The organism is Paenibacillus paludis (genome assembly GCF_042610515.1).
GTDB lineage: Bacteria > Bacillota > Bacilli > Paenibacillales > Paenibacillaceae > Paenibacillus_AQ.
Map to the genome: position 1 here is coordinate 23087 of NZ_JBGJZP010000031.1, position 13335 is coordinate 36421.

Annotated in this window: 13 protein-coding genes and 1 pseudogene; 12 read left to right on the top strand and 2 right to left on the bottom strand. The window is 50.2% G+C overall.

Annotation, left to right across the window (positions count from 1 at the left end; genetic code table 11):
• Positions 1 to 80: 80 nt before the first annotated feature.
• On the top strand, positions 81 to 2399 hold the full coding sequence (locus tag ACAN56_RS33170; protein ID WP_379148101.1) for an FMN-binding protein: 2319 nt from the start codon (positions 81 to 83) through the stop codon (positions 2397 to 2399).
• A gap of 218 nt (positions 2400 to 2617) precedes the next feature.
• On the top strand, positions 2618 to 3574 hold the full coding sequence (locus ACAN56_RS33175; protein WP_038587356.1) for a 3'-5' exoribonuclease YhaM family protein: 957 nt from the start codon (positions 2618 to 2620) through the stop codon (positions 3572 to 3574).
• A gap of 90 nt (positions 3575 to 3664) precedes the next feature.
• Here the strand turns inward: ACAN56_RS33175 and ACAN56_RS33180 are convergent, their stop codons facing one another.
• On the bottom strand, positions 3665 to 4321 hold the full coding sequence (locus ACAN56_RS33180) for a 3'-5' exonuclease (RefSeq protein ID WP_038587358.1): 657 nt from the start codon (positions 4319 to 4321) through the stop codon (positions 3665 to 3667).
• Between the two features lie 152 nt (positions 4322 to 4473).
• Here ACAN56_RS33180 and ACAN56_RS33185 point away from each other — a divergent pair.
• The 4 genes and pseudogenes from ACAN56_RS33185 to ltrA all read left to right on the top strand — a co-directional run.
• Positions 4474 to 4944, top strand: a pseudogene (locus ACAN56_RS33185) (TerD family protein); the annotation flags it as partial.
• Between the two features lie 201 nt (positions 4945 to 5145).
• Positions 5146 to 5817: a vWA domain-containing protein gene (locus ACAN56_RS33190; protein WP_379148154.1), complete on the top strand. Its 672-nt coding sequence runs from the start codon at positions 5146 to 5148 to the stop codon at positions 5815 to 5817.
• A gap of 484 nt (positions 5818 to 6301) precedes the next feature.
• On the top strand, positions 6302 to 6715 hold the full coding sequence (locus tag ACAN56_RS33195; RefSeq protein ID WP_379148104.1) for a hypothetical protein: 414 nt from the start codon (positions 6302 to 6304) through the stop codon (positions 6713 to 6715).
• Positions 6624 to 7703 carry a group II intron reverse transcriptase/maturase gene (gene ltrA / locus ACAN56_RS33200; protein WP_379148106.1) on the top strand — a complete coding sequence of 360 codons (1080 nt, stop codon included), beginning with the start codon at positions 6624 to 6626 and terminating at the stop codon, positions 7701 to 7703. The genes ACAN56_RS33195 and ltrA overlap by 92 nt, the downstream gene beginning before the upstream one ends.
• A 44-nt stretch (positions 7704 to 7747) precedes the next feature.
• Here ltrA and ACAN56_RS33205 read toward each other — a convergent pair whose 3' ends face one another.
• Positions 7748 to 8320 (bottom strand): GNAT family N-acetyltransferase, encoded by a 573-nt coding sequence (locus tag ACAN56_RS33205; protein ID WP_379148157.1) that lies wholly within the window; start codon positions 8318 to 8320, stop codon positions 7748 to 7750.
• Between the two features lie 297 nt (positions 8321 to 8617).
• Here ACAN56_RS33205 and ACAN56_RS33210 point away from each other — a divergent pair, with 297 nt between their 5' ends.
• From ACAN56_RS33210 to ACAN56_RS33235, 6 genes are all read left to right on the top strand, one after another.
• Positions 8618 to 9511, top strand: coding sequence for a LysR family transcriptional regulator (locus ACAN56_RS33210; protein ID WP_379148108.1), 894 nt, complete (start codon positions 8618 to 8620; stop codon positions 9509 to 9511).
• Between the two features lie 123 nt (positions 9512 to 9634).
• Positions 9635 to 10150 (top strand): GNAT family N-acetyltransferase, encoded by a 516-nt coding sequence (locus tag ACAN56_RS33215; RefSeq protein ID WP_038587364.1) that lies wholly within the window; start codon positions 9635 to 9637, stop codon positions 10148 to 10150.
• A gap of 4 nt (positions 10151 to 10154) precedes the next feature.
• Positions 10155 to 11051 (top strand): transporter substrate-binding domain-containing protein, encoded by an 897-nt coding sequence (locus ACAN56_RS33220; RefSeq protein ID WP_038587366.1) that lies wholly within the window; start codon positions 10155 to 10157, stop codon positions 11049 to 11051.
• 33 nt (positions 11052 to 11084) lie between these two features.
• The gene (locus ACAN56_RS33225; RefSeq protein ID WP_038587368.1) at positions 11085 to 11867 is read left to right on the top strand and encodes an amino acid ABC transporter permease; all 783 of its coding nucleotides are present in this window, start codon (positions 11085 to 11087) and stop codon (positions 11865 to 11867) included.
• Entirely contained in the window at positions 11867 to 12577 is a 711-nt protein-coding gene (locus ACAN56_RS33230; RefSeq protein WP_038587370.1) for an amino acid ABC transporter permease, read from the top strand. Before ACAN56_RS33225 ends, ACAN56_RS33230 begins: the two co-directional genes overlap by 1 nt.
• A complete protein-coding gene (locus tag ACAN56_RS33235) occupies positions 12574 to 13326 on the top strand; it encodes an amino acid ABC transporter ATP-binding protein (RefSeq protein ID WP_379148112.1) in 753 nt (250 codons plus the stop codon). The genes ACAN56_RS33230 and ACAN56_RS33235 overlap by 4 nt, the downstream gene beginning before the upstream one ends.
• Positions 13327 to 13335 lie beyond the last annotated feature (9 nt).

A 13335-nucleotide genomic window follows, 5' to 3' on the forward strand; every position in this document is an offset into this window, starting at 1 on the left:
AAGGGATGAGAGACGGCCAAACGGAAGATCAGCTGTAAAGTGCTACATACTACTGGGGATATGGTAAAGGAGAATACTCATTGAAAAAACTGATTTCTTTGACTGTAAGCGCAGCCTTGTTGCTTGCGCCAATCGCTTACACAATTAATGCACCTGCACTGAATTTGAAGGTGGATGCGGTTTCTGCCGCTTCGGAAGAAGCAACGGCTAAACCGGAAGCAACACCAAAGGCAACAGCCAAACCGGCTGCAACGCCCAAAGCGACTGAAAAACCAGCAGCAACAAAGAAACCGGCTGCAACGCCCAAAGCGACTGCGAAGCCAGCTGCAACAGCGAAGCCAGCTGCAACAGCCAAACCAGCTACAACAGCTAAGCCAGCTGCAACGGCTAAGCCGACTGCAACGGCTAAACCAGCTGCAACAGCTAAACCAGCTACCACGGCTAAACCGACTGCAACAGCTAAACCAACTGCAACAGTTAAACCGGCCGCTACTGCTAAGCCTGTAACGGTTCAACAAGATGTGTATCAAGACGGGGTATATGTAGCTTACGGCGATGCTTACTCCAAAGGTACCGAAGGCGCGAAAGTAACGATTAAAGACGGCAAAATCGCTTCCATTGATCTGCTGAGAACATCTCCGAAGCTGATCGACAGAAATGTCCGTGAGAATTACAGCGGCCTCTGGGCGGCATATGGTCTGATGAAAGACAGACTGCTCGGCAAGACAAGAGTTGGAGCTGCTGCAGTGGATGCTGTTTCCGGTGCAACCCGCTCCAGCAACGGCTGGAAATTGTCGGTAGACAGAGCTTTTGAAAGAGCGCTGAAAGTAAAACCGGCTGACGCCACTTATTTCGAAGGCGACATCATGGGTATTGACCCTCAAGGTAAATATGCGGTATTTGCAACCTACGATGCCACCAAGCTGACTGCGGTTAAACTGTACCCGCTGACAACAAGCGGAGATTTCGCGGATGAAAAAACCTACACTGCAGAGCAAACTGCAGCGATTGCGGCAATCACGTCTGTACTGCTCGCAAACGGTTCGTCCGCACAACCTGTAGCCGGATTTGAAGCTGACTCCAAAGCTGCAATCCAGGCATTCTGGGATGCAGAGCAGAACGCCCTCATCAATAACACTTCCGCTTATGTTGACGGATTCTACTCTTCCTACGGTACTGCAAGAAGCGTAGGCGTGGAAAGAGCCGATATCGTTATCCGCAACGGCAAGCTGGTAGATGTGAAGCTGTACAGACTGGGTTCCAATCTGGTAGATAGAGGCACAACTGCTTATGCAGAAGTTGTAAAAGCAAATGCACCAATGACAGCCAAATTGCTTGCCAACGGTTCTTATTTGGCCAATTATGATGAAAAGGTAGACGGTATTTCCGGCGCTACCGAAAGCAGCCATGGCTGGAACCAAGCTGTAGAAAGAGCTTTCGAGAAGGCGCTGAAAGTTCCTGCAGAAGGCAAATATTTTGAAGGCAAATTCGCCGGCGTAGACAACCAGAACAAAGTCCTGCTGCTGGTCGACATTGCTGCCGACAAAGTAAGCGGCATTAAAGTAAGCCTCTTTGCAGCTGACGGCAAAATTATTGCCGATGACAAGCTGACACCTGAACAAAAAACTGTAGTCGGACTGCTGACTGCAGGTTTGCTTGAACAAGGCGTGGATTTGACGGATGTTCCGGGTCAAGAAGTTTTGTCCAAAGCGGCAAAAGCAGCTCTGACAGACGCTTTGACCAATGCTTCCAAAGTACAAGGCACTTATAAAGACGGCACTTTCACCGCTTTCGGTGATGCTTATGATAAAGGAACCAACAGAGCAGATGTAACTCTGCGCAACGGCAAGATTGTGAATGTTGCTCTTTCCCGTGTAGGTATGAATATGGTGGATTTAGGTAAAGCGGCTTATGCTGAAGTTCAAAAAGCAATTCCGCAGCTGACTACCAGCTTCCTTGCTGCAGGAACAAGAGAAGGTGTACAATCGGTAGATGCCATCTCCGGCGCTACAAGCAGCAGCAATGCACTGAAAGCTGCTGTAGACAGAGCTTACGGTAAAGCTGAAGTTGTAGAAACCGACAAAGCAGCTTACTTTGATGGAATTTTCATTGGAGCAAGTGCCGACAAATCCGTCAATGTTATGGTTACTGTCAAAAATAACATTCCTGTGTTGATGCTGGTCTATTATCTTGACGGTGCCGGAAAAGTGAAGACCCCATATCTATTAACACCGGCTGAGCTTGCGGTGAAGACAGAAATTGAGTCCACTTCCAGCACGAATGGCCTGCATAAATACGGATACCGTCCGGCAGCCTTCGGAGCCAATGATGCTGAGAAGGATGTTTCCGCCAAAGCAGTAGAAGCAATCAAAGCTGCGCTGGAAGCAGCAGGCAAATAATACAGCAACGTCTATGAGGAGGTTATTCAGGCCCTGTAAATGGCTCTGGATAGCCTCTTTTTATGCTGTAAGCAAAGGCTATTGACCGGCTTGGTACAGGCCCGGGCATAATTATGAATCGTTATCGTATAGTAATTTAAAGGGATTTCGAAGGTGAATGTCAAAAGTTTAATATACACAGCAGGATATAATACCTGCTAGTAATGGGAGGCTCCAACATGACACTAATTAAACAGCTATCTCCGCAGGACGAATTTGTCGGGTTCTATCTGTTACGGGAGCTGACGCTCAAACAGACAAACGGTACTCCTCCAAAGGATTATTTTGATATTGTACTCGGTGATTCAAGCGGTCAGATAACAGCTAAATATTGGGATGTCAGCACAACTGATAAAGAAACCTTTTTCCCTATGGCGCTGGTGAAGGTGCGCGGCATAGCACATACCTATCGTGAGAAGCTGCAGGTCAAGATTACCAAGATCAGACTGGCCAATGAGACGGACGGTGTATCGCTCACTGATTTTATCCGGTCTGCGCCAATCCGTCCCGTTGATCTTATCCATACGATTAAAGGGGTGATGAGCAGCATTGCCGATCAGGAGATTTCCGCAATCGTCTCCTTCTGTGTCGGTAAGGTGGAAGAGAAGCTGATGCATTATCCCGCAGCCAAGACCTATCACCATGCTTATTTTGCCGGACTTGCCTATCATATGGTGCGGATGCTGGAGATTGGTGATTTTCTCTGCAAACAGCGTCCGTTCCTGAACCCTGATCTGATGAAGGCGGGGATCATTCTGCATGATATCGCCAAGCCGGAGGAGATGATTTCCCAGTTTGGCATTGTGTCGGATTACAGTGTGCAGGGGAAGCTGATCGGCCATATCTCGATGGCGTCGAACTGGATTACCGAGGCCGCGATTCGTTTGGGTTTTACTCTGGATTCGGAAAAGGTTATCGCGCTGCAGCATTTGGTCTTATCCCATCATAATCTAGGCGAATGGGGAAGCCCTGTTCAGCCGCAAACGGCGGAAGCGGTGGCGCTGCATCATATCGATGCGATGGATGCCAAGCTGCAGATGGTGGAGGATGCGCTGGATACGACCCCGGAAACAGAAGAATGGACACCGTTTATCCGCGGACTGGAGAACAAGGCGGTTTACCGGTCGAAAATCTAGAATCGTCAAAAAAACGCAAAGAGCAGGTCTTCTTGAGTAACGGAGAAGACCTGCTCTTTATTTTGATCCACAGCGGGTTGCCGGGCTGTCTCAGAACTGCTGCTCAAAAGGTGCTGCAGGGAGCAGTGGAACCCGTTTTTTGCCGGGTTTCTTTGCTGCTTTTTTGGGTGGTGATTTAAAAGGAGTATATCCGCCCGAATACATCGTTCCGGCTTTATAGCCTTGACTGTCCGCGAGCAGCAGCGGTTCGAATTGCTGCTGCTGTTCCATCAGCTTCAATAAGATAATAGCCGCAGCCCGGGCATCATCGAGTGCGTCATGATGCTTCAGGCGGATACCGAAATGCTGTGAGATTACATTCAATTTATGGGAAGGCAACTCCTGGAGCATTTTTTTTCCCAGCAGATAGGTGCACATATATTGAAAATTCGGGTAGCTGGTCCCTGAGGCGTCCAGACAATAACGCAGCACGCTCATATCGAAGGCGGCATTATGCGCCACGACGATTTCGCCTTGCAGCAGCGGTTCGAGCAAGGGCCACAGCTCAGCAAAAGTAGGCTGCCCCTGGACCATTGAGGGCGTGATCCCGTGAATAGCAATGTTCATCCCGTCAAACCGCTGGCGCGGGTCAATCAGCCAGACATGCTCGGCTGTAATAACACCTTCTCTAACCTGGACAAGACCCAGGGAGCAGGCGCTGGAGCGGCTGGAATTCGCCGTCTCAAAGTCAATTGCTGTAAAGTTCATTTGGTAAAGCCCCTTATCTATCAGGTATATCATTAATACTAAAGTAGTGAGGGGGTAAATACAATCTAGCAATTTTACAAAACCTTGTGAGTATGATATTCCTTATATATGAAAAATTGGAAGAGTACATCGAGGGATGAGGAGATGAGGCTATGCAGCAGCTGCTAAAGGGTCAAAAGGTAGATGTAACAAAAGGGAAAAACGTAAATGAGCTTACATTATCCTTCGGATGGTCAACCGCTAATCAAGAGATGGGAATAGATGCCGCTGCATTTTTGTTGTCGGAGCGGGGACGCTGCGAACGTGATGAGGACTTTATTTTCTATGGAAATCCGGTATCACAGGATGGAGCCGTAACACACACAGTCTTGAACCAGGGAGATAAGGAAAGTCTCTCGGTTTCATTGTCCCGTCTGCCGCAGCAGGTTGCCCGGATCGCCTTGACATTGACTATCTATGAAGGCGAACAGCTGAATCACCGCATGAAAGATGTATCCGGCCTTTATCTGAAGCTCCAGGATCGTCAGAGCGGCGAGGAACTGCTCCGTTTTGAGTATGGCTCTGATTTATCCGATGAGACAGCGATCGTAGCAGGAGAATTATACCGCCATAACGGGGAGTGGAAGTTTAACGCCATCGGCAGCGGTTTTAATGGAGGCTTGGCTGCTCTATGCGTCAATTTTGGACTTGAAGTGGAAGAGGTAGGTTCTGCGGAGGTTGCTGCTGCAGCTGAAGTGCTGGCACCGCTTGAACCGCCTTCACCAACGCCGCCGCCAGCACCAGCCGAGCTGTCTGCTCCACCGGAACCTGTAAAGAATTCTGTCCTGTCTACCATTGATCTGCGCAAAAAGATAGTTCAGTTCACACTCGAAAAGAAGCAGTTGACCGGAGTAACGGCCCGGGTTGGGGTTGTGCTGGATATCAGCGGCTCGATGAGAGATCTGTATGCCCGCGGCATCGTGCAGGAGGTCGTAGAACGGATATTGGCCGTTGCCTGCAAATTTGACGACAATGGCTCGCTGGATGTCTGGGTGTACGATAACGAATTCAGCCGGCTGCCCCCGGTTACGGAACGGGACTTTGAACAATATGTACAAAGACATATTCTAAAAAATCCTTCGATTCATAAATTCGGGCGGAACAATGAACCTCCGGTGATGGAGGATGTGATCCGCAAGTATACCAAAGAAGATAAGGATTCTACTCCGGTATTTATCATATTTATCAATGACGGAGGCGTCTTGAAATTAACCAAAAAGGTGATTATGAAGGCAGCCGTCCAGCCGATATTCTGGCAGTTTGTCGGGATCGGCAATTCGGATTTCGAAGTGCTCGAAGGATTGGACAACATGACCGGCAGAGTCGTGGACAATGCGGACTTTGTTCACTTGGACCGGATTGAACGGGTATCGGATGACGAGCTGTACGACAGGCTGCTCAATGAATTTCCGCACTGGCTGAAGGCGGCCAAGGACAAACGGATTCTCACGACGTAAGAGGAAGTTCAACATCTTTGCAAGAATAGGCTGGCCCATGGGCTAGCCTATTCTTGTGGGTGCGCCCGGCATGGGCGATAACTTGGCGGTGAGAGTCCGCTACAGACTTGGCAGTAGGAACTGTTAGCTGAAGGCAAGGGTGTCCGCCGCGAGGCGGAATCTGAAGGAAGCCGGAAGCAAACCCTTGGTCTGACGAACAGAAATCACATAGAAGGCATCGTGGGACGGACGAGCTTGCCCAACAAAGCGAAGTCCAATACTGCCCGAATCCTAGGATGTAAATGTGGCAGATGGATGAGGGGAAGGTTATCGCTCTTACCCGGGGAGATCTCACAGACGCCCGGTAGGAGAAAAAAAATCCGAAAGACGGAGTAAAGCTTACTGTGAGAAGTCAGCAGAGGCCATAGTACCAGGAAGTTTTTTTTTTCGGGAAGGGCTGAACAATCGTAAGTCTCGAGTACAGACAGGAAGGAGAGTCGGCGCGATGAAAGCAGAATACCGAAAGGACTGCCCGCAAAGGGATAGCGTGGAACGCGAAGAGCATGCGGGAGTGCAGAGCACCGGCATTCGGGAACGTAGAGAAAGAGGCGGTGCAACGGACCTACTGGAGCAGATTCTGGACAGAGAAAATCTGAACAGAGCCTACAAGCAGGTTAAACGCAACCATGGAGCGCCCGGAATCGACGGAATGACCGTAGAAGACGCGCTGCCATGGCTGCAGGAGCATAGAGACGAGCTTTTACAAAGCATCCGGGAAGGTAGGTACAAGCCAAAGCCGGTACGGCGCAAGGAAATCCCTAAACCCGATGGAAGTGGAGTCCGGAAACTGGGCATCCCCCACGGTCGTAGACCGGGTGATTCAGCAGGCGATTTCCCAGCAGCTACAGCCGCTGCTTGAGCCGCTCTTTTCGGAGGGAAGCTACGGCTACCGCCCCGGGCGGAGTGCCCAGCAAGCCATTCGAAAAGTGAAAGATTATGCGGAACAGGGCTACAGCCATGCAGTAGAAATCGACCTCTCCAAATATTTTGACACACTGAACCATGAACTGCTGATGAGTCTTTTACGTAAACAAATCCAGGACAAGCGTGTAACCGATCTGATTAAGAAATATCTGAAAAGTGGAGTCATGGAGAATGGGGTGCACTGCAAAACGGAGGAAGGCTCTCCGCAGGGAGGCCCTTTATCCCCGCTGCTCGCGAACATCTATCTGAACGAATTCGACCAGGAGATGAAAGGGCGTGGAGTGAATGTTATCCGGTATGCGGATGATATCGTAGTGCTCGCTAAAAGCAAACGGGCAGCTACGCGGCTTCTGGAGTCCTGCGGGAAGTACCTGGAGGACAAACTGAAACTCCAGATGAATGCGCAGAAAAGCAAGGTGGTCAGCGTAGTGGCGTGGAAGCATTTCAAGTTTCTTGGTTTTGCCTTGGGAAAGAATAGAAGCGGCGTGTATATTCGCGTCCACGGGCAATCCCTCGCAAAAGCAAAGAAGAGGCTAAAAGAACTCACGAGCCGCAGTCAGGGCAGGAATGTTCGAGAGGTCATGGAGAAGGTAAAAGTCTACATTCGCGGATGGATCGGTTACTACTATGTGGCTGACATGAAACGAATATTGCAAAGGTGGGGCGAATGGCTGCGAAGGCGACTCCGAATGTATATCTGGAAACAATGGAAGAAGCCGAGAACCAAGGTACAAAGCCTGCGCAAGCTGGGGATATCACAGTGGCAGGCCTACCAGTGGGGGAACTCCCGTCTAGGATATTGGCGCCTCGCCGGAAGCCCGGTGTTGTCTCGTTCTATAACAAACGAAAAGCTCGCACAGGCAGGTTATTATGACTTTCCTGCGCAGTACGAGCTTTTACGTCAATTGCACTCAAACGGTTGAACCGCCGTATACCGAACGGTACGTACGGTGGTGTGAGAGGTCGGCTACTCAGCTAATGAGTAGCCTCCTACTCGATTTAGGGGTTGTTTCCTCTCAGCACCGGGGAAGGATTGCAGATCCAGCCGGAAACCTTTAACCAGAGTATTCCCGTTCATAATATCGGTCTCGAAATGCCGTTTGAAGCCCAGCCGTTCGTAGAGCCTGATCGCCGAGACCATCATATCCGAGGTGTGCAGGTTCAGGGTGGAGGCGCCCAACCCACGGGATCTCCGGGCGGCTTCCCGAATCAGGAGTGCAGCAACGCCGCGGCCGCGTACGTCAGGGGAGACGGCAAGCAGGCGCAGTACAGGGGAGTGGATGCCAAGCTCCGGCTTGCCGTAGGCCGTTTCCGAGGAGGTGAACAACAATGCGCTGCCGACAATCTGCTGGCCGGTTTCAGCGATGATCCGCGCGAACGGGGCATCACCGTGTACGGAATCAAGGATTGAATTCCGGTACGCTTCCCACTGCGGCTCAGACATGTCAATAGAATATTGGCTGTATGCGGACAGCAGCACTTCGGCGATGGCTTCGCGCTCATTATCTGCAGCGTCACGAATAATGATCTCTTTTGACATATTCACGATATACCTCCCTTACATAAGTCAGGTAGAAAGATCAGGCGAGTGAAGTTATTATAACTGACAAATCGCATAGACATAAGAGGAATTTAATGATTCTGATAAATGAATAGAAAAGTTCTATCCATCTTTGTGACTTATTTAATGGAAATCCGACTGAAATACACGGAATATGTGTTGACAAAAAAATATGCCGTGAATAAGATATATACAAAATCTATAAGAACGCATCGCCATAAATCATTGTTAATTCATCGGAATAGTAAAATTAAAACCGACTAAGGGGGGCTAGGTGTGAACATTGAAAATATTGAGGCCTTTGTGTACATCAACCATTATGGAAGCTTCAATAAAGCGGCCGAAGTCCTGTATATCTCGCAGCCGACAGTTACCGCCCGCATACAATCGCTCGAACGGGAGCTGGATTGCCGGGTATTTGACCGGCTGGGCAAGCAGATTAATCTCACCGATAAAGGCAAGCAGTTCCTCCCCTATGCCCAGCAGATTCTCCAGGTCTATCAAACCGGCAAGCATCAAATACAATCGAAAGGACAAATTCCGAATGAGCTGAGAATCGGCAGCACTGTCTCGGTGTCCAATTATTTGATGCCCCATCTGCTGCTTCATCTGAAGCGCAGGTATCCGCATATCACGATCAAGCTGACGACAGCGTCTACGGAAGTGCTGATCAGCAAGCTGAAGTCGAAGGAGCTCGATCTGGCTTTTATCCGTAAAGTCGTAAATCCGGCGATTCAGGCTTTTCCATTCTGCGAGGACCCTATTTCGCTCTATGTGCACAAGGGGCATCACCTGGCCAAGGGAGACCGTGCCTCAATACAGGATATCCGTCAGGAGACGCTGGTTTTCTTTGAATGCGGCTCTTTGGACTGGATGCGGCTGCACCGTGTATTTGAGAGTATGGAGCAGCCGCCGAATATTGAATATCAGGTGGATAACCTGGAGACGGCCAAGAAGCTGGTGCTGAAACAAGCGGGGATTTGCTTTCTACCGGCACTCAGTGTGCAGGAGGAAGTGGCGGCAGGGACGCTGATCCGGGTAGATATCGCGGAGACGGAAGGGATTTCGCTGCGGACCAGCCTGATTTCCCTGAACGGGGAAAATGCGGAGTTTATCGAAACCCTGCTGGAACTTAGCATAGGTAAAGCCGGCGATCGACTTCTTGTATAGATGTATTAAAAAACTCTATTAGCACATGGATACCTGCGGTGATAAAGTTAATTGCATAATCATAATCACGACTAATTCGATAGGGATTATAAAATTAAAATCCGAAAGGTTGGAGGGCATGCGATGGGTGAAGTATACCGGCTGGCAGAACAGAAGGATGCGGAGCAATTACTGGATATTACATATCGTGCCTATCAGCTGATTCGTGAACTGGGGCTGCATTGGCCGGCGGCAAACGCCGATCTGGCGATGATTGAAGACAATATTTCAATCAATGAGTGTTATGTGCTTGAGGTCAGCGGAACGATTATTGCGACAATCACTTTGTCAAAAGAAGAAGAGGTCAAGAAGTTCAGCCCGCTGCCTTTTATCAAATGGTTCGCCGTGAGTCCGGAATACAGCAACAAGGGCTACGGCGGAAAGCTGCTGGATTGGGTAGAGGAGCATATTATTCTCGGACAATTGGGCTCGCCTGAAGTCACTCTGGCAACGGCGAAAAAACATCCGTGGCTGGTTGAGATGTATGAGCGGCGGGGTTATGAACGGTTCCTGGAGCTTGACCCGCAAAATGGCGACGGCATCATGTATCTGCTGAAAAAGACACTTATAAACAAACCACATTTCATTCAAAGGGGATAGAAACATGAAGAAGTCAATCTCACTGGTATTTGCATCAATACTCACGCTGGCGATTGCCGGCTGCGGAAATAACAGCAACAGTGCAGGCGGTGGCAACACGGACAGCAGCAAGAGCGGGAATGTGGCAGAAACAGCAGCACCTGCTAATGCGCAAGGGGGTAATGCTTCGGCAGAGCCGGCTAAGGTAACGAAGATCATCGTGGGCACAGGCACAGGTTTTCCAAAAGTCTGCTACATCGACGAGAACGGCAAGCTGACCGGGTTTGATGTGGAGCTGATTAAAGAAATTGACAATCGCCTGCCGGAATATGAATTCGAACTGCAGACGATGGATTTCAGCAACCTGCTGCTGAGTCTGGAAACCAAAAAAATCGACCTGGTCGCCCATGTTATGGAAAAAAATCCGGAGCGCGAGCTGAAGTATTCTTTTAACAAAGAAGCTTACGCCCACTGGAGAAACCGCATTGTGGTGGCTAAGGACAATGAGTCGATCCATTCGCTGGATGATCTGAAAGGTAAAAAGGTGCTGACGGGTGCAACCAGTGCCCAGGCGCAAATTCTTGAGAACTACAATAAAGAGCATGACAATGCGATTAATATCGTGTACCAAAACGGTACGGCTAACGATACAGCTGCCCAGATCAGCTCCGGCCGTGTAGACGCCACGCTGGCTGCCGATTTTGTACTGCCGATCATTGATCCGCAGAGCAAGCTGAAGGCAACGGGCGACGAGCTGTCGTCGGCAGACATTCTCTATGTGCTGCGCAAGGATGATGCTGATTCGCAGAAGCTGTCGGATGCGATTGACGGTGCGATCAAGGAGCTTAAGACAGACGGTACACTGGGCAAGCTGAGCACGGAATGGCTGGGTGCGGATGTTACAGCGAATTCGGTTCAATGATTAAGCCTGTGAGTGTGGGAAGGGAGAGAGTTTATGGGCGAACCATTTGATATCAGCTATGTATTTTCATTTTTGCCTAAGCTGCTGGGGACGTTAAACACCACACTGCTGATTGTCGCCTGCTCGCTGCTGGCAGGAATTATAGTCGGTTTTCTCGTAGCTCTGCCCCGCCTGTACAAAGTACCGGTGTTGAAAACCTGCTCCGAAATCTATATTTCTTTTTTCCGGGGAACGCCGATTCTGATCCAGCTCTTCCTGTTCTATTACGGGCTGCCTGAAATTCTAAAACTGGTTCATGTGGATATGACCCGGACGCCGGTGCTTGTCTTTGTGATTCTAACCTACGGCCTGCACACGGGGGCATACATGTCAGAAATGATCCGGGCTTCTGTGATGGCGGTGGATAAGGGGCAGGTGGAGGCTGCCTATGCTACGGGAATGACAGGGTTCCAGGCTTTTACGCGGATCGTATTGCCGCAGGCGCTTGGCATCGCGATTCCGGTATTCTCCAATCTGGTGATTGCGCTGCTGAAAGATACATCGCTGGCCTTCACGCTCGGTGTGATGGAAATGACGGGCAAAGCACAGACGCTTGGCAGCTTGACACAGCATTTTATCGAAACCTACATTGCCCTTGCCCTGATCTATCTGGTCATCAGCTATACGATTGAGAAGCTGCTGCTTGTGGCGGAGCACCGGCTGCTGCGGCATGAGAAGCGGAGCACCCCTGAGAAAAAATCGTTTAGAGTCCACAAAAATTGGTCCTACCGGCGCATTATTGCGGAAATGGGATCGGGTAAAGGAGGCGCAGGATAATGAAACTGGATCCATCATTTATCTGGACGGCGTTCCTGCAAATCTTGAGCGCTATTCCTACCACCTTATATATAACAGTTGTCTCCGTGTCAGTGGGCTTTCTTATCGGCATTTGTGTCGCATTGATCCGGATTTACAGAGTGCCTGTCCTGTATCCGCTGGCGGTCGGGTATGTCACCTTTATCCGGGGTACTCCGATGCTGACGCATCTGCTGCTGATTTATTTCGGACTTCCTGTCCTTATTGACGGACTGGCCGCCCACTTTGGCTGGGGGTTCAGGTCGGTGTCGGTTCCGATGATCGGTTTTGCCTATATTTCGTTCTCAATTACAGCTGGTGCTTATATGTCCGAGGTCGTCCGTTCCGGTCTGCTTGCCGTGGACCGGGGCCAGCTGGAAGCTGCACATTCCATAGGCATGACCACCCCTCAGGCCTTGCGGCGGATTGTCTTTCCCCAGGCACTGGCGGCAAGTCTGCCCAACCTGTCCAATTCCGTTATTGGTATGCTGCATGGGTCAACGCTTGCTTTTACCGTATCCGTAGTGGATATCAACGCCAAGGCGCAGATTGTGGCTTCGACGAACTGGAAGTTCTTTGAGGCGTATCTTGCGGCGGCACTGATCTTCTGGGGGCTTACATTCCTGATAGAGCGGCTGACGTCCCTGATCGAGAAACGGATCAATCTTTACAATCGAGGTGGAGTGGCATGATCAAGCTGGAGCGTATTTCGAAGTCGTTTGGCCGGAATCAGGTGCTGAACAATATTGATTTAACCGTCACCAAAGGCGAGGTTGTTGTCATTCTCGGCCCCAGCGGCTCAGGCAAAACTACCCTACTGCGCTGCGTGAACTACCTGGAGAAGCCCAGTGACGGGGAGATTGCCATCGGCGATTTCAAAGTGAACTGCAGGCATGCACGCAAAAAAGAGATTCATCAGCTGCGGCAAAAAACGGCGATGGTCTTCCAGCAGTATAATCTTTTCCGGCATAAAACCGCGCTGGAAAACGTGATGGAAGGGCTGCTTATCGTCAAAAAGCTTCCGAAGGAGGAAGTGAAAAAACGGAGTATCGCTTTGCTGGAGAAAGTGGGGCTTGGAGCCAAGCTGGACGCGTATCCAAGCCAGCTGTCGGGCGGGCAGCAGCAGCGGATAGGCATTGCCCGCGCCCTGGCGCTGGAGCCGGAAGTGATTCTGTTCGACGAGCCTACGTCGGCGCTGGACCCTGAGCTGGTGGGCGAGGTGCTGGCCGTCATCCGCAAAATTGCCAAGGAAGGCATCACAATGATTGTCGTGACGCATGAAATGGGTTTTGCCCGCGATGTCGCTAATCACGTAGTGTTCATGGATGGCGGTGTGATTGTTGAGGAAGGGACACCGACAGAGTTGTTCAATCATCCGCGTGAAGAAAGAACGAAGCAGTTCCTGAAGCGGATTACACCGGAACTGAACTATTCCATTTAGGAGGCCAAA